The 21730-nt window shown below is 29.1% G+C and carries 19 protein-coding genes and 1 riboswitch; all 19 genes read left to right on the top strand.

Annotation, left to right across the window (positions count from 1 at the left end; translation table 11 throughout):
* The first annotated feature begins 66 nt into the window (after positions 1–66).
* The 19 genes from ACN6I1_RS03630 (at position 67) to speB (ending at position 21716) form a co-directional block, all read left to right on the top strand.
* Positions 67–1692, top strand: a complete 1626-nt coding sequence (locus ACN6I1_RS03630) for an ABC transporter substrate-binding protein (RefSeq protein ID WP_419742742.1) — start codon at positions 67–69, stop codon at positions 1690–1692.
* Positions 1693–1713: 21 nt separating this feature from the next.
* Entirely contained in the window at positions 1714–2706 is a 993-nt protein-coding gene (locus ACN6I1_RS03635; protein WP_419742743.1) for an ABC transporter permease, read from the top strand.
* Positions 2706–3575 (top strand): ABC transporter permease, encoded by an 870-nt coding sequence (locus ACN6I1_RS03640; protein ID WP_419742744.1) that lies wholly within the window; start codon positions 2706–2708, stop codon positions 3573–3575. The genes ACN6I1_RS03635 and ACN6I1_RS03640 overlap by 1 nt, the downstream gene beginning before the upstream one ends.
* An 8-nt stretch (positions 3576–3583) precedes the next feature.
* Positions 3584–4516, top strand: coding sequence for an ABC transporter ATP-binding protein (locus ACN6I1_RS03645; protein WP_419742745.1), 933 nt, complete (start codon positions 3584–3586; stop codon positions 4514–4516).
* Positions 4506–5120, top strand: a complete 615-nt coding sequence (locus ACN6I1_RS03650) for an ABC transporter ATP-binding protein (protein ID WP_419742746.1) — start codon at positions 4506–4508, stop codon at positions 5118–5120. Before ACN6I1_RS03645 ends, ACN6I1_RS03650 begins: the two co-directional genes overlap by 11 nt.
* Before the next feature lie 138 nt (positions 5121–5258).
* Positions 5259–6641 (top strand): tryptophanase, encoded by a 1383-nt coding sequence (locus ACN6I1_RS03655; RefSeq protein WP_419742747.1) that lies wholly within the window; start codon positions 5259–5261, stop codon positions 6639–6641.
* 220 nt (positions 6642–6861) lie between these two features.
* Positions 6862–8238 (top strand): aldehyde dehydrogenase, encoded by a 1377-nt coding sequence (locus tag ACN6I1_RS03660; RefSeq protein WP_419742748.1) that lies wholly within the window; start codon positions 6862–6864, stop codon positions 8236–8238.
* Positions 8239–8340: 102 nt separating this feature from the next.
* Positions 8341–8529: a hypothetical protein gene (locus ACN6I1_RS03665; protein WP_419742749.1), complete on the top strand. Its 189-nt coding sequence runs from the start codon at positions 8341–8343 to the stop codon at positions 8527–8529.
* A gap of 129 nt (positions 8530–8658) precedes the next feature.
* Entirely contained in the window at positions 8659–9654 is a 996-nt protein-coding gene (argF, locus tag ACN6I1_RS03670; protein WP_419742750.1) for an ornithine carbamoyltransferase, read from the top strand.
* Positions 9655–9922: 268 nt separating this feature from the next.
* Positions 9923–11548, top strand: coding sequence for a Na/Pi cotransporter family protein (locus ACN6I1_RS03675; protein ID WP_419742751.1), 1626 nt, complete (start codon positions 9923–9925; stop codon positions 11546–11548).
* Positions 11549–11810: 262 nt separating this feature from the next.
* The gene (deoD, locus tag ACN6I1_RS03680) at positions 11811–12521 is read left to right on the top strand and encodes a purine-nucleoside phosphorylase (protein ID WP_085283655.1); all 711 of its coding nucleotides are present in this window, start codon (positions 11811–11813) and stop codon (positions 12519–12521) included.
* A 210-nt stretch (positions 12522–12731) separates the two neighbouring features.
* Positions 12732–14102: a rhodanese-like domain-containing protein gene (locus ACN6I1_RS03685; protein WP_419742752.1), complete on the top strand. Its 1371-nt coding sequence runs from the start codon at positions 12732–12734 to the stop codon at positions 14100–14102.
* A 184-nt stretch (positions 14103–14286) separates the two neighbouring features.
* Positions 14287–14465: riboswitch (cobalamin riboswitch) on the top strand.
* A 15-nt stretch (positions 14466–14480) separates the two neighbouring features.
* Positions 14481–15503, top strand: coding sequence for an ABC transporter substrate-binding protein (locus tag ACN6I1_RS03690; protein ID WP_419742753.1), 1023 nt, complete (start codon positions 14481–14483; stop codon positions 15501–15503).
* A gap of 18 nt (positions 15504–15521) precedes the next feature.
* A complete protein-coding gene (locus ACN6I1_RS03695) occupies positions 15522–16625 on the top strand; it encodes a FecCD family ABC transporter permease (RefSeq protein WP_419742754.1) in 1104 nt (367 codons plus the stop codon).
* Entirely contained in the window at positions 16625–17386 is a 762-nt protein-coding gene (locus ACN6I1_RS03700; protein ID WP_419742755.1) for an ABC transporter ATP-binding protein, read from the top strand. The genes ACN6I1_RS03695 and ACN6I1_RS03700 overlap by 1 nt, the downstream gene beginning before the upstream one ends.
* A 492-nt stretch (positions 17387–17878) precedes the next feature.
* Positions 17879–19390: an aminotransferase class I/II-fold pyridoxal phosphate-dependent enzyme gene (locus tag ACN6I1_RS03705; RefSeq protein WP_419742756.1), complete on the top strand. Its 1512-nt coding sequence runs from the start codon at positions 17879–17881 to the stop codon at positions 19388–19390.
* A 17-nt stretch (positions 19391–19407) separates the two neighbouring features.
* Positions 19408–19833 carry an adenosylmethionine decarboxylase gene (gene speD / locus ACN6I1_RS03710; protein ID WP_419742757.1) on the top strand — a complete coding sequence of 142 codons (426 nt, stop codon included), beginning with the start codon at positions 19408–19410 and terminating at the stop codon, positions 19831–19833.
* A 163-nt stretch (positions 19834–19996) separates the two neighbouring features.
* The gene (gene speE, locus ACN6I1_RS03715) at positions 19997–20848 is read left to right on the top strand and encodes a polyamine aminopropyltransferase (RefSeq protein WP_419742758.1); all 852 of its coding nucleotides are present in this window, start codon (positions 19997–19999) and stop codon (positions 20846–20848) included.
* Positions 20838–21716, top strand: coding sequence for an agmatinase (speB, locus tag ACN6I1_RS03720; RefSeq protein ID WP_419742759.1), 879 nt, complete (start codon positions 20838–20840; stop codon positions 21714–21716). Before speE ends, speB begins: the two co-directional genes overlap by 11 nt.
* Positions 21717–21730 lie beyond the last annotated feature (14 nt).

The following is a 21730-nucleotide window of genomic DNA, read 5'->3' on the forward strand; positions in this document are numbered from 1 at the left end:
GTTAATGATGTCGTAAGACATGTAACTTTTGTGGTTTTTTTTACTTTTAAATAAGGGGGATAATTTATGAAACTAAAAAGGTCGATATCTATAGCATTAACTATGATGCTTACTGTTGCAACGATTACAGGATGTACAAGTTCAAAAGAAGGAGAAAAATCGAGCGCTAAAAGTAATACAAACTCTAGAATAGAAAATAGTGAACTTGTTGCTGCTGTGGCATATGAACCAGATGAGGGGTTTGATGCTACAACTGGGGGACATGGGTCGATGACTAGAGTATTTTTTTCAACGCTATTTAAAAGAGATAAAAATTTAGGAATGGAAAATGATTTAGCAACAGGATATAAGGTTTCCGATGATAGGTTAACATGGAATGTATCTATAAGAGATGGGGTTAAATTTAGCGATGGAGAAAATTTAACAGCTGAAGATGTTGTATATACATATGAAAAGGCAAAAGAAAGTGGATCTAATATAGATTTAACTATCTTAGACAGTGTAAAAGTAATTGATAATCATAATATAGAGTTTAAATTAAAAGAGCCTCAATCTACATTTATAGAGAAAATGGCATCGATAGGGATAGTTCCTAAACATGCACATGATGAAAAATTTGCACAAAATCCAATTGGATCAGGTCCATATAAATTTGTTCAATGGGATAAAGGGCAACAAGTTATAGCAGAAGCTAATGAAAATTATTATGGAGAAAAGCCTAGTATAAAAAAATTAACTATGGTGTTTTTAGATGATGATGCAGCTTATGCAGCTGTAAAATCGGGAGAAGTAGATATAGCCTCTATACCAGGATCTTTTGCGAAAGATAAAGTAGATGGGAAAAAGGTAATTGAGTTAGATAGTATAGAAACTTATGGGATAGAATTCCCTATGCAAAAAAGTGGAGAAAAAAATAAAGATGGACATCCTGTTGGTAATGATGTAACAAGTGATAAATCAATAAGAGAAGCTTTGAATTATGCTATAAATAGACAAGAGCTAGTAGATGGAGTTTTAGATGGATTTGGAGCTGTATCAACAACTGGACTTGAAAAAATGCCTTGGCTTAATAAGGAAACAATATTAAAAGGTGATGGAGATATAGAAAAAGCTAAGAAAATACTTAAAGATGGGGGTTGGAAGGACTCAAACTCTGATGGTATTTTAGAAAAAGACGGTACTAAAGCTGAGTTTAAATTGCTTTACACAGATGGAAAATACAGACAAGAATTAGGCTTATCAGTAGTTGAAACTGCAAAACAATTAGGTATAAAAATCGACTTGGAAGCTAAAACATGGGATACTATAGAGCCCGAGATAAACTCTCAGCCTGTATTATTTGGATGGGGATCAGGAGATCCATCAGAGCTTAACTATTTATATAGTAGCAAGGTTATAGGAGTTGGAGTACCTTGGAATAATGCTGGATACTATAAAAATGAAAAAGTTGATGAATATATAAGTAAAGCTTTACAAAGTGAAAATGAAAATGAAGCTATTGAATATTGGAAAAAAGCTCAATGGGATGGAGAAACAGGATTTTCAACTAAAGGAGACTCAACATATGCATGGCTTGTAAATGCAGGGAATTTATACATAGCTGATGAAAATCTAGATATAGGAACTCCAGTTGTTCAACCACATGGAGGTAGAATTCTTGATAATATAACAGAATGGAAATGGAAAAAGTAAATTTTTCAAGGAGATACTCATATGAATAACCCTAATAATATAGGAATATTTTTAATAAAAAAAATTATAAGACTTATAACTCTTTTAATTGCTGTGTGTATAGTAAGTTTTATTTTAATGGAAAAGTCACCGATCGATCCTATCAAGGCTTATGTAGGTGCAGATTTAAGTGTTACACAAGAACAAAGAGAAGAAATAGCTAATCATTGGGGGCTTAATAAACCTCCTGTTGAAAGATTTATTTCATGGTTTAGCTCAATACTGAAAGGTGACTTTGGAACATCGATGATATATAGACGACCTGTAATAGATGTTATAACAGAAAAATTTATGGCATCTTTAGCTCTTATGGTTGTGGCATGGACAATTTCTGGCATATTAGGATTTGTTATGGGGGTTATATCTGGAATAAAAGAAGGTAGCATAGTTGATAAAATTATAAGGGGGTATTGTCATATTTTAATTTCAACTCCTACCTTCTGGTTAGGTATTTTACTTATCATGATATTTTCTGTTAAGTTAAAATTATTTCCGGTTGCACTAGGTGTACCTATTGGAGTGTTGGCAAGTGAAGTTACATTAAAAATTCTATTAAAACACTTAATCCTTCCAGCATTGACTTTAAGTGTTATAGGTGTAGCCAATATATGTTTACATACGAGAGAAAAAGTTATTGAAATTTCAAATAGTGATTATGTACTTTTTGCAAAAGCAAGAGGAGAAAGTAGTAAAAGTATAATATTTAATCATATTATAAGAAACGTTGCACTGCCAGCTATAACTCTTCAGTTTTTATCATTTAGTGAATTATTTGCAGGCACTATATTTGCAGAACAAGTTTTTTCATATCCAGGACTTGGACAAGCTACAGTGGATGCAGGGATTAAAGGAGACTTACCTCTTTTAATGGGTGTGGTTATAATAAGTTTAATATTTGTATTTACTGGAAATTTAATTGCAGATATTTTATATAAAGTTATCGATCCTAGAATGAAGGAGGGAAATACTAACTAATGGAACAACTTCAATATATAAAAGAAAAAACTCATTCTAACAGTAAGATTAATATAGGAATAAGAGAAAAAACCATTTTATCTATATTAATTTTTAGTTGTTTTTTAATAGGAATAATTGTATTTGGTAGCTTTATAAGTGAAAAGCAAATATCTATAGATTTAACTCAAAAAAATATATCCCCAAATTTAAATTATTTGTTTGGTACAGACTGGATGGGAAGAGATATGTTTTATAGAACTATAAAGGGTCTTAGCTTAAGTATGAAGATAGGTGTTATGGCATCTATGATAAGTGGATTAATAGCATTAACTTTAGGGCTAATGAGTGCTACTATGGGAAAGACAGTTGATTCTATAATTACATGGATTATAGATTTATTTCTTTCCGTGCCACATGCCTTAGTTATAATACTTATATCTATATCTCTAGGTGGAGGGCTAAAAGGAATTATAATAGGTGTAGCTATTACACACTGGCCATCATTAACAAGGATAATAAGGGCAGAAGTAATGCAAATAAAAAACTCTGAATATGTGAAGCTGTCCAAAAACTTTGGTAAATCCAATGTATATATTGCTACAAAGCATATATTGCCACATATAATCCCTCAACTTTTAGTAGGAGTAGTATTAATATTTCCGCATGCTATATTACATGAGGCTTCTATAACTTTTTTAGGATTTGGACTTCAACCTCATGAACCTGCTATTGGAATAATTTTATCAGAAGCTATGAAATATTTAAGCAGTGGTAGATGGTGGTTAGCTTTTTTCCCAGGGATAAGTTTGGTCTTAGTTTCGTTAATGGTTGATAATATAGGTAAACAAATAAGTAAACTTATAAATCCTAAGTTAGCACATAAATAGGAGGTTGTATGAAAGAGCCAGTACTAAGTGTTAAAAATTTAGAAGTTAGCTTTTCTCAATATACAAAAGGATTAAGAAAAAGAAATTTAAAAGTTATAACAAATTTAGATATAGATTTATATGAAGGTGAAATACTAGCTGTTGTTGGGTCAAGTGGATCGGGGAAAAGTTTGTTAGCTCATGCAATACTTGGAATACTTCCTAGAAATTCTAATGTTGAAGGTAGCATAATTTATAAAAATGAAATTTTAGATAAAAAAAGAAAAGAAAAATTAAGAGGAAAAGAAATTGTGTTAATACCACAATCAATAAATTACCTAGATCCTCTTATGAAAGTTTCTGATCAAGTTAAATTATCATTAGAAAATAAAAAAGAAGCAAGTAAAATACAAAGAAATATTTTTTCTAAGTATGGATTAAATGAAAATGTTGATAAAATGTTTCCTTTTCAATTATCAGGGGGGATGGCAAGAAAAGTTTTGCTATCAACAGCATTGGTAAGTGATACGAAAGTAATAATAGCAGATGAACCTACTCCTGGATTGGATGAAAAATCATTAAATGAAGCATTAGGACATTTTAGAGATATTGCAGATAATGGATGCGCTGTTTTAATGATAACGCATGATATTGATGCAGCATTAAAGGTAGCTGATAAAATTGCTGTATTTTATGCAGGAACTACCTTGGAAGTTGCTAATGTAATAGATTTTAAAAGTGAGAATGAAAAACTTAGACATCCTTATACAAAAGCTCTTTACAATGCTTTACCTCAAAATGAATTTAAACCAATACCTGGATCACAACCACTTCCAACTGAGATTCCTAAAGGATGTTTATTTTATGAACGATGTGAAATTAGATCCAATGATTGTAAAAACAAAAGACCTAATACTAAGTATATTAGAGGTGGAATGGTGAGGTGTTTAAATGCAACTTAAAGCCAAGGATATAAGTTTTAAGTATAAAAATAACAATACATATGTTTTGAAAAATGTAGACTTTGAAATTAACAGTGGTGAAATAGTTGGATTAGTTGCACCAAGTGGATTTGGGAAAACTACTTTGGCTAAAATTTTAGCTGGATATGAAAACTCATATACAGGAACTGTAAAAATTGAAGGTATAAATAAAAAAAATAAGTATAATCCAGTGCAATTAATTTTTCAACATCCAGAAAAAGCCGTTAATCCCAAGTGGAAAATGAGTCGAATTTTAACAGAATCATTTAATCCACCTAAAGAACTTTTAGATTATATAGGAATAAAAGATGAGTGGTTAAACAGATACCCAAATGAGCTTTCAGGAGGGGAACTACAGAGATTTTGTGTTATAAGAGCTTTATCTAAAGATACTAAGTTTTTAATTGCTGATGAAATGACAACTATGTTAGATGCTATAACTCAAGCACAAATTTGGAATGTAGTTTTAGATTATATCAAACAAAATAATATAGGGCTTATAGTAATAAGTCATGAGAAATCCTTAATTCAAAGAATTTGTGATAGGGTTGTTAATTTAGAAAAATTCAAGGTAGAAATTTAGTTTTAAAATAAAAAATATATATTGATACTAGATTTCTAATTTGATATATTAAAATTAGGAACAAAAATCAAAATCATATCAAAGGCATTTTAAATACATCATAAATAAAGTTAAACTACTAAAATGGGGGTCTTTATTATGAGTAAAAAATATGTTGCAGAGCCATTTAAAATCAAAATGGTTGAACCTATCAAAATGACTACAAAGGAAGAAAGAGAAGAAAAAATCCAAGAAGCAAATTTTAACCTATTTTCATTAAAAGCAGATGACGTATACATAGACTTATTAACAGACAGTGGAACAGGGGCAATGAGTTCAAAGCAATGGGCAGCAGTAATGCTAGGAGATGAATCATATTCTGGAGCAAGTAGCTACTTCAAATTGGTGGAAGCTGCAAAAGATATATTTGGATATAAATATATACAACCAGTTCATCAAGGTAGAGCTGCAGAAAAAGTATTGGTTCCTTTATTTGTAGAACAAGGAAAATACGCTATATCAAATATGCATTTCGATACAACTCGAGCACATGTTGAGTTAACTGGGGCTAAAGCTATTGACTGTGTAGTTCCTGAAGCCTTAGATACAGTGGCTTATGCTCCATTTAAAGGAAATATGGACATAGGTAGAATGGAAAAATTAATAAATGAGTTTGGGGTAGAAAATGTTGGCGTTATAATAATGACAGTAACTAACAACACTGCAGGTGGGCAACCTGTATCGATGGAAAATATGAGAGAAACTTATAAAGTAGCTCAAAAATATAAAATTCCTGTATTGATAGATGCTGCAAGATATGCAGAAAATGCATACTTCATAAAAACTAGAGAAGAAGGATATGCGGATAAAACTATAAAAGAAATTGTAAAAGAAATGTTTAGCTATGGAGATATGTTAACTATGAGTTCTAAAAAAGATGCGATAGTTAACATGGGAGGACTTATAGGGGTTAGAGATGATGAAGAGTTATATAATAATGTAAAAGCTCGTACAATATCATTTGAAGGATTTGTTTCTTATGGAGGTTTAGCTGGACGTGATTTAGAGGCTTTATCTGTTGGACTTTATGAAGGAATTGATTTTGATTATTTAAAATATCGTATAGGACAAATGGAGTATATTGCAAATAGACTTGATGAGGCAGGTATAGCTTATCAATCACCAGTTGGGGGTCATGCAGTATTTATAGATGCTAAGAAGTTACTTCCACATATACCGTACTACCAATTCCCTGCACAAGCACTTGCAATAGAATTATATAAAGAAGCTGGAATTAGAACTTGTGATATAGGTTCATATATGTTAGATAATGATCCGGTAACAGGGGAGCAACGTCAATCAGAATTAGAGCTTACAAGACTTGCGATTCCAAGAAGGGTTTACACTCAAGCTCATCTAGATGTTATTGTAGATGCATTAATATCTATAAAGGAAAGAGCTAATCAAATAAAAGGTTATGAAATAACTTGGCAACCAAAAGTTTTAAGACACTTTACATCAAAACTTAAACCTATAGAGTAGGGATAGTTAGCAAGAGATACTTAAAATAATATTGTGAGAAAGATAAATATTTAAATTTTACTCCCAAAGCGTTAAGATGCTTTAAAGGTCGTTAAAACTCAAATATTTATCCTAAACAAATTATTTTGAAGTATCTCTTTTTTATGTTGGTATGGAGTTCAAATGGGTAGAGAAATAATATATAATAAAGTTATAAATATACAATTGGAGATGAGTTATTTTGAAACCTTATATAGATATATTGGAAAATCAAAGAAGGCATTTAAATGAAGTTGGAACAATTAGCGTTGAAGATAGAATTAAAGCTTTAAAAGATTTAAAACAAACTATAAAAAAATATGAAAATGAAATTATAGACGCGCTTTATAAAGATTTAGGAAAATCTGAGTTTGAAAGTTATACTACCGAGGTTGGGTTTATATATAGATCTATAAATCATGCACTAAAAAATATAAAAAAATGGAATAAAGTAAAAAGAGTAAGAAATGATATAGCACAAATTCCAGGAAAGTCATATGTATATAATTCTGCATATGGAAGTGTTCTTATAATAGGGCCTTATAATTATCCTTTCCAATTAACTATAGAACCGCTTATAGGAGCTATAGCTGGTGGAAATACAGCTGTTATTAAACCTTCAGAATACACTAATAATGTTGAATATATATTAGTTAAAATTATTAAAGAATGTTTTAATTCAAATTACATTGATATAGTAGTGGGGGATTATACTGTAAATAGCAATTTATTAGACTTAAATTTTGATTATATATTTTTTACAGGAAGTGTAAACGTAGGTAAAATAGTTATGGAAAAAGCTAGTAAAAACTTAATTCCTACAACTTTAGAATTAGGTGGTAAATCACCTACTATAGTAGATAAAACTGCAAAACTAGACGTGGCAGCAAAACGTATAGTATGGGGAAAATTTGCAAATGCTGGCCAAACTTGTGTAGCACCGGATTATTTATTAGTCCATGAAGATATATATGAAGAATTTATACAAAAGTTAAAGATTACTATAACGAATTTTTATGGAGAAAAAATAAAAGATAGTAAAGATTTTGGAAGAATTGTTAATGACCGTCACATGAGTAGATTAAAAGATATACTAGATAAAGATCATGAAAAAATAGTATTTGGTGGAGAGATTGAGATGAAAACAAGATATATTTCACCTACTATTTTAAAAGATGTTAACTACAATGACGCAGTTATGCAAGATGAAATCTTTGGCCCGATAATACCTATTATAAAATATAGTGAACTTGATGATATAAGGTTTTACTTAAACTTACATCAAACACCGCTGGCGTTATATGTTTTTTCAGAAGATAAATATTTTAGTGATTATATAATTAAAAACTTTACTTTTGGAGGTGGATGCATAAATGATACAATAACACATGTTGCATCTACAAATCTTCCATTTGGGGGAGTTAAAACATCTGGAATTGGAAGATATCATGGATACAATAGTTTTAAAACTTTTACATATGAAAAAGCAATTGTAAAAAGAAGTAGTAAAATAGATATAAATTTAGTATTTCCACCATATAAAGATAAATTAAAATTAATAAAAAAAGTAATGAAATAAAATTTAAAAATGTAAAAATTTTACTGTATTTGTTAATGAAAATAAGAGAAAACTAAAAGTGATGTATATTTAGTTCAATATATTTTACTGGAGGTGCTTATTTTGAAAGATAATTCATTTTTAAATAGTGTAAGAGGCATATTCAAAGAAATGCTATATATGGAAAGTGAAAACACTAATACAGATAGAGAAAAAGTAACCGAAATAGATAAGTATGGAAATAAAACTACTTACTATAGAGCAGGAGCAGGACCTGATCAGCCAAATACAATAAATCAAAAATTTGAATAAAGATAAAAATAAAGAAAGAATACACTTATGCTATAGGTGTATTCTTTCTTTATTTTTATCTTTGACATAGCACATATAAACGAAAAAAAGAGTAAAATAAATAGACAACAATTATTAGGGGGGATTAAATTGACTATAGATCTAAAGGGAAGATCATTTTTGACTTTATTAGATTATACAGAAGAAGAAATAAGATACCTATTAGACCTAGCGAAACTTTATAAAATAGCTAAAAAATTAGATAGATCTCACAAAAAATTAGATACTAAAAATATTGCGCTTATATTTGAAAAAGATTCAATTAAGACAAGGTGTGCATTTGACGTTGCTGCTATGGACTTGGGAATAGGAGTAACGTATATAGGTGGCAATGAACTACAAATTGACAAAAAAGAATCTACGAAAGATTTTGCTAGAATATTTGGGAAAATATATGATGGTATAGCTTATTGTGGAGGAACTCAGAATAATTTAAATCAATTGAATGAGTTTGCTAAAATTCCTGTATGGAATGCAATGACAAATGAGTATCATCCTACTCAAGTTTTAGCAGACTTATTAACTATAGAAGAAAAGTTAGGACATTTGAAAAGTGCAAATATTACATTTGTTGGAGATTCAAAAAATAATGTAGTAAACTCTTTAATGATAGCATGTGCAAAAATGGGAATTAATTTTACTATATGTGCCCCAAGTGACCTACATCCTGATAAATCATTGATTAATGAATGTAAAAATATAAGTAAAAAAAATAAATCTAACATAAATTTAACTGAAAATATTTACGAAGGAAATAAAGATGCAGATGTAATTTACACTTGTCCATGGAAATCTATACTAGAATCAAATGATATTTCAAAAGATAAGATAGAAAAGCTAATAAATTACAAAGTTAGTATGGAACTTATGAATAATTGTAGTCAGAATGTTATATTTATGCACTGTCTACCTGCTTTTCATAATTTAGAAACTAAATTCCGAATAGATATTTATGAAGATTTTGGAATAAAAGAAATGGAAGTCACAGATGAAGTTTTTGAATCTAATTACTCTGTTGTGTTTGATCAAAGTGAAAATAGAATGCATACAATAAAAGCTATAATCATTGCAACCTTAGGGTTTTAACGTAAATGATATTAATTGAATTAATGTATATAAAAATAAGGATATAATAGCATATTCTTATTTTTATATGTAATTATAATTAACAAAAAATTAACGGAAAAGTTTGTTTTTTAACTAAACCTTAATCTCAATTTAATAATTAACAGCAACTTAACAAAAAAGAGTGTTTCTTAACATAGCCTTAACTTAAATTGACAAAATATTTGTTAAAATCAAATTAATGAAAAAATACAGAAAACACGTTTGATTTTTAAGGAGGAAATTATTAGTGGAAATAGCAGTAAATTTGATGGGAGGACTGGGACTATTCTTATATGGAATGAATCTTATGGCAGATGGTCTTCAGAAATCAGCAGGAGAAAAATTAAAAAGAATAATTGGACTTTTAACTAGTAATGTATTAATGGGAGTTTTAGTAGGGGCTCTAGTAACAGCAATTATACAAAGTAGTAGTGCAACTACAGTTATGGTAGTTGGATTTGTTAACGCAGGAATCATGACATTACCTCAAGCTATAGGAGTTATAATGGGGGCTAATATAGGAACGACTATAACAGCACAACTTGTATCTCTTGATTTAGTAGGAATGGCACCTTTAGCATTAGGTATAGGTATAGTAATGTATTTATTTTCAAAGAATCAAAAAACAAAAACAATAGCTGAAATTTTAATAGGCTTTGGGATATTATTTACTGGAATGGATTTTATGAAAAATGCAGTAAAACCATTATCAGAATTCAAAGGATTTACTGATGCACTAGTTGCTTTTGGAAATAGACCTATTCTTGGAATCTTATTAGGATTTGGAATAACGGCAATAGTACAAAGTTCGAGTGCTTCTATGGGGATGTTATTAGCACTTGCATCTCAAGGATTAATACCGTTAACTGCAGCACTGCCTATACTATATGGAGAAAATATAGGTACATGTGTTACATCTTTAATATCTAGTATAGGAGCCAGTATAAATGCTAGAAGAGCAGCTTTAATGCACTTAGTGTTTAATATAATAGGAACCATTGTATTTATGTTAATTTTAACAAAACCTATAACTATGATAGTTCAAAATTTAAACCCGGATGATGTAAGTAGACAGATTGCAAATGCTCATACATTATTTAATATAACAAATGTTATATTATTACTTCCTTTCTCTAAATACATAGTAAAGCTTACTATGAAGCTTATGCCAGAAAGAGAAGAAGAAATAAAAAGCAAAAAGACTGTTCATTACATAGATGATAGAATGATGGAAACTCCATCTATAGCTTTATCAAACACTATAAAAGAAACTTTAAGAATGGGTGAAAAAGCTAAAGAAAGTTTAGACAATGCAATGACAGGATTTTTAAATAAATCAAAAGAAAAAGTAGATAAATCTTTTAAAAATGAAAAGCTAATAAATATTTTACAAAAAAGCATACTAAATTATTTATTGAAATTATCTAAAACTTCATTAAATGATAATTCTAGAGAAAGTGTAGATTTATTATTTAATACTGTAAATGATATAGAAAGAGTTGGAGATCATGCAGAAAATATAGCCGAGCTTGCAACTACAGTTATAGATAATGATTTGAGTTTATCTAAAGATGGATCTGTTGAACTTAAAGAATTATACCAAAAGGTTGTAGACACGTACAGTTTAGCTCTTGAAAGTTTAGAGAAGTCAGATGTGGATTTAGCGTGTAGAGTAATAAAAATGGAAGAACAAGTTGATATGATGGAAAAAAGCTGTAGAGCAAATCATATGAGAAGACTAAACTCAAGTTCTTGTAGTGTAGACTCTGGAGTTATATTCTTAGATTTAATTAGTAATCTAGAAAGAGTATCAGATCATTCTGCTAATATAGCTCAACAGGTTATAAAATCGAGTAATAAGAAATTTGCATAATATAAGACTTTAAATAAAAAGCTTTATCGATATAATATAATATTATGATTGATAAAGCTTTTTATATTTAATTAAACTATAAATGTAATTAAATTTTAAAAATTATAAAAATTGCCAGAAAGTATTGTACTAGTGAATAAAAAATTGTAATATATACATATAATATAGTGTATGCTAAAAGATAAAGAGTGTAGACTAAATAAGACGATAATTAAATTTAAATAATATTAAATTATAGTTAAAGGAGAATGAAATTATGGCAATGGGAGCACCAACACCACACAATAGCGGTAAATTAGGAGATATAGCAGAAACAGTATTATTACCCGGGGATCCTCTAAGAGCTAAATTTATAGCAGAGACTTTCTTAGAAGACGTTGTTCAATACAACACTGTAAGAGGTATGAATGGTTATACTGGATACTATAATGGTAAAAAAATATCAGTACAAGGTACAGGTATGGGATGTCCATCAATAGGAATATATACATATGAATTAATCCATTTTTATGGAGTTAAAAATCTTATAAGAATAGGTTCTGCAGGAGCTTTACATGAAGATTTAAAAATGCATGATATAGTAATAGGTATGGGTTCTTGTACAGATTCTAATTATGCATCTCAATACAACTTACCAGGAACATTTGCACCAGTAGCAAGCTATGAGTTACTTAGCAAAGCTGTAGATGTTGCTAAGAGTCAAGGCGTTGATCCTAAAGTTGGAAACATACTATGCAGTGATGTATTCTATGGAGATGAAGGATTAGATTCTTTAGCTAAATGGACTAAAATGGGAGTGTTAGCTGTAGAAATGGAATCAGCTGCACTTTATATGAATGCTGCAAGAGCTGGAGTTAATGCTCTTTGTATATTAACAATTTCTGATTGTCCTTTCAAAGGAGAAGCAACTACTGCTATGGAAAGACAAACTGCATTTACAAGAATGATGAATATAGCTTTAGAATTAGCTTAATATAATATAGAATAAAAAGCTGGTTTTTACGGTATACACTGTAAAAACCAGCTTTTTTTATTATAGATAAAAACTATATTTGAAAACGATTTTATATATAATTTCTATATATATTTACTACATAAATTAAACTTGATACTATATAGAGGATAACATTACAGAATATTACAAAATATTACAAAATTCATACGATGAAAGGAAAATAAACAAGTGAAAAGGTCTATTAAATTATTAGCTTTGATGTGTACTTTAGTAGTAAGTATGACTATGATGGTAGCATGTAAAGATGAAGATGTTAAAAATAATAAAACTTCTTCTATCGAAACTAAACCAATATCAACAAGTGAATTGAAATCTAAATTAAATGAAAAAAATTGGGTTGTTGTGGATACGAGAGTGAATGACTCATATAATGGGTGGGTATTAAATGGAGAAAAAAGAGGTGGACATATACCAGAAGCCACTGACTTTGCTTATAACTGGATAGAAGTAGAATCTAAAGATAAAGATAAAACTTTAGATGAAGCTCTAAAGAATAAAGGGATAGATAAAGATAAAAATATTGTTTTATATGATGCAAATGGAGAAGATGCTAAAAAAGTATATAAGTATTTAAGTGATAAAGGCTATAAAAATTTATATATATACGACATAAATGAGTGGGCTAATGATGAAACTCTACCTTTAGAAAAATATAAAAACTATGAAATGATAGTACCGGCAAAAGCTATAAAGAATATTTTAGATGGCAAAAAAACGGAGACTTTTGAAAATACAAACAATATAAAGATTGTTGAAGCTAGTTGGGGAGATGGAAAAGATAGCTACGATAAAGGTCATATACCAACGAGTGTTCATATAAACACAGATACTATAGAACCTCCACCAGAGTGGATGCTTGCTACAGATAAAGAGTTGACTAAGTTTGCTAATGACTATGGATTTACAAAAAATGATACAATAATAGTAACAGGAAAAGAACCAATGGCAGCTTATCGTGTTGCCGTAGTGCTTAGATATATGGGAGTTAAAGATGTTAGAGTTTTAAATGGAGGAGATGATGCTTGGGTAAGAGCTGGATATGAACTAGAAAAAACTAAAAATGATAAAAAATCAGGAAAAGACTTTGGAGCTACTATACCAGCTAATCCTGATTTAATAGATACTATCCAAGAAGTAAAAGAAAAAATGAAGTCTGATAAATTTACATTAGTAGATAATCGTATGTGGGATGAATACATAGGGAAGATATCAGGATATAGTTATTGGGATAAAAAGGGTCGTATTCAAGGGGCTGTTTATGGACATGCGGGAACAGAAGGGTCTACATCTCTAAACTATTACAGAAATATTGATAAAACTATGAGAAATGAAGATGAAATTAAAGCTTTATGGAAAGAAGATGGAATTGATACAAACAATCAATTAGACTTTATGTGTGGTAGTGGTTGGAGAGCAGCTGAAGTTTTAACATATGCTAATGTCATGGGATATGATAAAACTGCTCTATATAGTGATGGTTGGATAGGTTGGAGTAAGGATTCTAAAAATCCTGTAGAAAGTGGAGAACCTCAAAAGTAAATGAAAAAATAATTATTTTATTAAATTATATATAGAATTTTATTAAAAAATAAAGTTTAAATAAAAAAAGATAATAGTATTTACGAGAAGTAAGTACTATTATCTTTTTGCTTATAAAGATATATAAGATTGTAAAAAAATATATATTTATAGAATTAGAAATAGAATTATGATAACATTATAATGATAAATATAAATACTAGGTTTTTATTAATTAATAGGGAATGATGTGAAAATCATCAACAGCCCCCGCTACTGTAATTACGGACGAGTCTTTTTTTAGCCACTGAAGAATTTCTTTGGGAAGGTAAAGATTAGGATGATGTATAAGTCAGGAGACCTGCCTAGATAAAACAAACTTTCGGAGGGAGAGACAAAATGAAAATATCAAAAAAAATTAAATTAAGTTTGCTTAGCTTAGTTATAGGGCTAAGCTTCGTAGGGTGCAGTAAAACAGAAACTAAAACTGAAGACACTACTGCAAAGAAGGTAGAAAAAACAAATGAAACAAAGGATAATTATTATCCAGTAACTATTACTACGCACAATAGCAATAAAGAAGAAATAAAGGTTACTATAAAAGAGAAACCCAAAAAGGTGCTTGCAGTTTATCAAGACTCTATAGAAACTATGCTAGCATTAGGATTAGAAGATAACATAGTTGCTGCGGCTGGGCTAGACCATAAGGTTAAAGATGAATATCAAGAAGCTTTTAAAAGGGTTAAGTATTTAGATGAGTTTACACCGTCTAAAGAAAATACTATGATGTTACAACCAGATCTTATAGTAGGATGGGATTCTTTGTTTACAGATAAAACTTTAGGAACAGTAGATTTTTGGCAAAATAAAGGCACAAATACATACATGGCATTAAATAGTGGAGCAGTAGAGCATAAAACTATTAAAAATGAATGTGAAGATATATTAAATATAGGGAAAATATTTAACGTTGAAGATAAAGCTAAAAATATAGTTGATAATATAAATAAGAAAGTAAATGAAGTTGTAGAGTCTGAAAAAGGCAAAAAGCAACAGACTACTTTAATAGTTGAATTTTACGATGATAAAATTAGTGGATATGGAAAAAGCACTCTAGGAGGAGATATGGTAACTAAGCTAGGTGCAAAACTATTAAATCAAGATGGAAATCCATTAAGTAAAGAAGATTTAGTAAAATTAAATCCAGACAGTATATTTGTAGTGTATATGAATAGAGATGATGATAGTAAAAAAGCTGAAGAAAATAAAAATTTAGTTATGAAAGACAAAGCATTACAAAGTTTAAATGCAGTTAAAAATAATAGAGTTTATCCAATAGAATTAGGACAAATGTATTGTAGTGGAGTAAGAACTATAGATGGAATAGAAACTTTTGCAAATGGACTTTATCCAAGTAAGTAGAAAGAGGGACATGGACATATGCAATCAATGAAAAGCTTAAGAAAATGTGGAAATAATGAAGAAAAGGGCTTTGTGAAAACAAAGCCTTTATATATATTAGTTATTATAGGACTTATTGTTGCTTTAATTTTATCTATTTTATTTGCTGTAACAATAGGTTCAAGTGACATCAGCATAAAGCAAGTATATCAAATAATAGGGTATAAACTATTTAGTATAGGAAATGAAAATACTTTATCTAATGGAGCTATTCATGATGTAGTATGGTTTATTAGATTGCCTAGAATAATTTTAGCTTTATGTGTAGGAATAGGACTATCTGTATGTGGAGTTGTAATGCAAGCTATAGTAAAAAACCCTCTAGCAGATCCTTATATACTTGGAGTATCATCTGGAGCATCCTTAGGGGCTACAATAGCTATAATGTTAGGGTTTACAACTTTATTAGGACAAAACTCAATAGGGATATTTGCATTCTTTGGTGCATTTTTAGTTTCGATGTTAGTTTTAATGATTTCAAACACAGGATCAAGATCTAACTCTACAAAACTATTATTAGCGGGAATGGCTTTGAGTTCTGTGTGTAGTGCATTTTCAAGTTTTATAGTTTATATAAAGAATGATGCAGAAGGAATGAAAAATATAACATTTTGGCTTATGGGAAGTTTAGCTGGAGCTAAATGGGAGGAAATAGTATTTATACTTCCATTGATTTTAATAGGGACTATATTCTTTTTAAGTCAGTATAGAATATTGAATTTAATGTTATTGGGAGATGATGTAGCCATAACATTAGGGACTGATTTATATAGGTATAGACAAGTATATCTAATTGTAACATCTCTCCTAGTAGGGTTGGTGGTTTATTCATCTGGTATGATTGGATTTGTAGGACTTATAATACCTCACATTGTTAGAGGTTTATTTGGGACTGACCATAAAAAAATAATTCCAATATCTGCACTTTTGGGAGCTATATTTTTAATATGGTCAGATGTATTATCTCGAATAATAATAAAAAATGCAGAACTTCCGATTGGAATACTTATATCTATGATAGGAGCTCCTTGCTTTGTTTATCTAATGATAAGAAGAAGTTATGGGTTTGGAGGTACTAATTAATGAGAATAGAAACTAAAAAATTAGAGCTTTCTATAAATGAAAATAAAATATTAAAAGGCATAGATATTGATGTTAAAAATAAAGAATTTGTAGGAATTATAGGGCCTAATGGAAGTGGAAAATCGACTCTTTTAAAGTGTATATATAGAAACTTAACCCCAAGTAAAGGTGTAATATACCTAGATGATATTAATATTAAAAGTATATCAACTAAAGACAGCGCTAAAAAAATTGGAGTTGTAGCTCAACATAATCATAATAACTTTGATTTCTCGGTATTAGATATGGTACTTATGGGAAGAAGTCCTTATAAAAAAGTTATGGACAGAGATACTAAAGAAGATTATGAAATTGTATATAATGCCATAGATAAAGTAAATATAAGACATTTAATTAATAGAAACTTTAATACTTTATCGGGAGGAGAGCAACAAAGGGTTATACTAGCAAGGGCTTTAGCTCAGGATACAAAGTGTTTAATACTTGATGAGCCAACTAACCACTTAGATATTAAATATCAGCTACAATTAATGGGGATTGTTAAAGAATTAGATATAGAAGTTATAGCAGCTATTCATGATTTAAATATAGCAGCTATGTATTGCGATAAAATATATGTTTTAAAAGATGGAGAAATCAGGGCTTATGGAACTCCGAAACAGGTTTTAACTACAGAACTTATAAAGGAAGTTTATGGCGTTAATGCTAAAATTTTAAAAGATGAAACTGATAATAATATAAATATAATTTTTAAAAAGTAATTAAATAGAAAAATAAATATAGAAAAGCTAAAAAATAATTTGAAAATGTTTTTTAGCTTTTTTTTATGTAACAAATTAATTATTTGTAAATATAAATCAATTTGGTTAAAAAAGTGAAAATTTATTATTTTAAAAAAGTTTAGCAGTAATATACATTGATAATTAGTAATATTAAATAAAAGCATTGGTAAAACGATAAAATTGAGTTAGTTATACTAAACATAATAAAAATTAATATAAACAAAAGTTTACCTTAACTAAACATAATAAAAATTAATATAAACATAAAAATGAAAAAATATGTATATGCATTGAAATAACTAGAAATAGAAAAATTGATATTAAAAATAAAAAAATAAAAAAAGTGCTTGCAAAATAGCTGAAACTTTATATAATAAATATTGTGAGTTTAATAAAACTAAATTTTATAAATAGAAATAATAACCTTTAAAAAGTTAAATCAATCTTTAAAATAAAGAAAGGAGGAACGATTTGGAAGCTATAGGTAAAAACTTAGAGTTAGAATATGAGAAAAGTTATAAGTTAAATCATAGTCAAATACCACTGCTAAGCTCACTAAAAGAATATTCAAAAAAAGATATAGCATGTTTTGATGTACCTGGTCATGTAAGACATCAAGGAGTAGATATATTAAATAATTATTATGGAGAAGAATTGATGAAAATGGATATAAACTCATCTCCATTAATGGATAATGTATCTAACCCTAGGGGAGTCATAAAAAATGCTCAAAAGCTTTTAGCGGATGCTTATGGTTCAGATGATGCTTTTTTTATAACCAATGGAACTACAGGAGCTATACATGCAATGATATTAAGTATTATAGAGGATAATGATAAATTGCTTCTTCCTAGAAATATACATAAATCAGTTATCAATGCACTAATATTAAGTGGAGGAGAACCTGTATTTATTCAACCAGAGTTTGATAAAGAACTAGGAATAAGTCTTAATATAAGGGCTAAAGATGTAAAGCATACACTTGAAACAAATAAGGGGATAAAAGCTTTATTTTTACTAAATCCAACTTATTATGGAGCATGTAGTGATTTAAGAGAAATTATAGACATATGTCATGAACATAATGTATTAGTTTTAGTAGATGAGGCACATGGCGCTCACTTCCCGTTTCATGATGATTTACCACCATCAAGTATGAAGCTAGGAGCAGATATGGCGGCGGTTAGCATACATAAAACAGGGGGGGCATTAACGCAAGCTTCAGCATTACTTTTAAATAACAAAAGCATAGAGTCTAGCAAGGTTCTTCAATGTATAAACATGCTGCAATCAACATCAGCATCATATTTATTAATGAGTAGCATTGATGGGGCTAGATCAAATTTAGTGTCAAACGGGCAGGAGCAATTATCGAAAGCTTTAAATCTTTCAAGATACGCTAAAGCTAGGCTTAATAAAGTAAAAGGTATAAAAGTTGTATCTACGGAATGTTTAAATGACGAAGGAGTAAAGTTTATAGATGAGACAAAACTTTGCATAAATGTTAAAAGATTAAATTTAACAGGACTTGAAGTTTATGATTTATTATATAAAGAGTTTGCAGTTCAAGCGGAATTAGGAGATTTATATAATATATTAGCTTTAATATCTATAGGTACAGAAAAAGAAGATGTAGACAAATTAATAGATGCATTAGAAGTTATATCTAAAATATATAAGAAGCCTGATAAGATAAATGATATAGATATAAAGCAGATAAACCCAATATTGAAACTAAAACCAAGAGATGCTTTTTATAAAGATAAAGAAATGGTTTTACTTGATGAATGTATTGGAAGAATTTCTGGAGAATCTATAATGGCTTATCCACCAGGTATTCCGATAGTAACTCCTGGAGAAATAATTACAAAAGAAATTATAGATTATATAAAGTTGTTAAAAGACAACAATGCATATTTAAGTGATATGAAAGACAAAGAATTAAATTATATATTAGTTATAAAAAATAAATTGAAAACTTAATAAGGAGAGTGACGACTATGAAGTTTGAAACTTTAGGAAGACATATATTAGTTGAGTACTATAATTGTGATGAGGATATGCTTAGAGATCCAAAGCTTATTGAAAAATATATGAATGATTCAGCTTTAAATGCAAAAGCGACTATAGTAGATTCAGTATTTCACCACTTTAATCCATGGGGAGTATCAGGAGCTGTAATAATAGCAGAATCTCATTTAACTATACACACATGGCCAGAATATGGATATGCAGCTGCAGATTTCTTTACTTGTGGAGATATAGACCCTTGGAAAAGCTTTGAAATGCTAGAAGAATTACTTAAAGCTGAAAGAAGTGAATCCACAGAAATACCTAGAGGATTAACAGCAAAGATACAAAAATTTGCAAAAAAAGATTTAGGCAATATTACTCACAAGCCACAAGACGAGCAAGAAGCTATATAAATAATAATCACCTAAATAAATATAAATAAAAAATTAAATTCAAATTCAATTATAACATATAAATAAAAAGCGGTCAAAAAACTGACGGTTAAAAAATATATATAAATAAAAATAAAAACATATAAAAATAAAAAATTAAATTCAAAATTCGGAGGTCTAATTTATGGAACTTTGGTATACAGAAGAGTGGACAGACAATGTTCGATTCTCAATAAAAGTAGATAAACACTTATTTAGCGATCAATCAGATTTTCAAAGGGTTGATGTATTTGAAAGTAAGGAATTTGGAAGGTTTTTAACTTTAGATGGACTTATGATGGTAAGTTACAAAGATGAATTTATATACCATGATATGATAGTTCACGTTCCTATGGCAACTAATATGAATATAAAAAATGTATTAGTCATAGGTGGAGGAGATGGAGGGACTGTAAGAGAGTTAACTAGGTATCCTCAAATAGAAAAAATCGATATGGTTGAAATAGATAAAATGGTAGTTGATGTATCAAGAGAGTATATAGATATATGTGCTTGTAAATTAGATGATCCTAGAGTTAACTTATATTTTGAAGATGGAGTTGCTTTTGTTAAAAATTCAAAAGATAAGGAATATGATTTAATAATCGTGGATTCAACAGATCCGATAGGACCTGGAGAAGGATTATTCTCAGTTGACTTTTACAATGATTGTTACAGAGTATTAAGTGATGAAGGTATACTTGTAAATCAAAATGAAAGTCCATACTTTGACTTTAATGCTAAAGAAATGAAAAGAGCTAATGAAAAAATAACTAACTTATTCCCTATAGCTAAGGTTTACCAAGCTCATATACCTACTTATCCATCAGGACATTGGTTATTTGGTTTTGCATCTAAAAAATATGATCCAATAAAAGACCAAAACAAAGAAGCTTGGGAAAGTTTAAACTTAAAGACTAAATATTACAACAGCAATATACATACTGGGGCATTTATGTTACCTCAATATGTTGAGGATATGTTAAATGAAAAATAAATTTTATAATACACCTACATTTATGAGTATGGATGACTCTTATGAAGAAAGTAAATTAGTTGTATTTGGAGCAGGATTTGATGGAACCACTTCAAATAGACCGGGAACTAGATTTGCAGCATCTTCAATGAGACCTGAGTTTTATGGATTAGAAACTTATAGCCCTATACTTGACTTAGATATGGACGATTATAAAATTTGTGATATTGGAGATTTAGAGCTTAGCATAGGAAATACAGACACAGTTTTAAATGAAATATATGAAGGTACAAAAAGTATTATAAAAGATAATAAAGTACCTTTTATGATAGGTGGAGAACACCTAGTAACATTACCTGCGTTTAAAGCAGTACATGAAAAATACAATGATTTATATGTGCTTCACTTTGATGCGCATACAGATTTGAGAGAAGAGTATAATAATAATAAAAATTCACATGCGACAGTTATAAAACGTATATGGGATATTGTTGGAGATAATAAAATATTCCAATTTGGAATAAGATCTGGAACTAAAGAAGAGTTTGAATTTGCATTAAAGTATAAGCATACATACATGGAAACTCACACTATAAATACTTTTAAAGAAATAGTAAATAAACTAGAAAATAAAAATATATATTTGACTATTGATTTAGATGTTTTAGACCCATCTATTTTTCCGGGAACTGGGACTCCAGAACCAGGAGGAGTAACTTATAAAGAGTTTGAGAGGATTTTTAAAATACTAAAAAATTCAAATATAAATTTAGTTGGATTAGATATTGTAGAGCTTAGTCCAGATTATGATAATACAAATGTTTCTACAGTTACGGCATGTAAAATATTAAGAGAATTAGCACTTATAGTAAGCGATAAGATAAAATAAGTAAACCTAGGAGG

Source organism: Paraclostridium dentum (genome assembly GCF_048568265.1).
GTDB classification, from domain to species: domain Bacteria; phylum Bacillota; class Clostridia; order Peptostreptococcales; family Peptostreptococcaceae; genus Paraclostridium; species Paraclostridium dentum.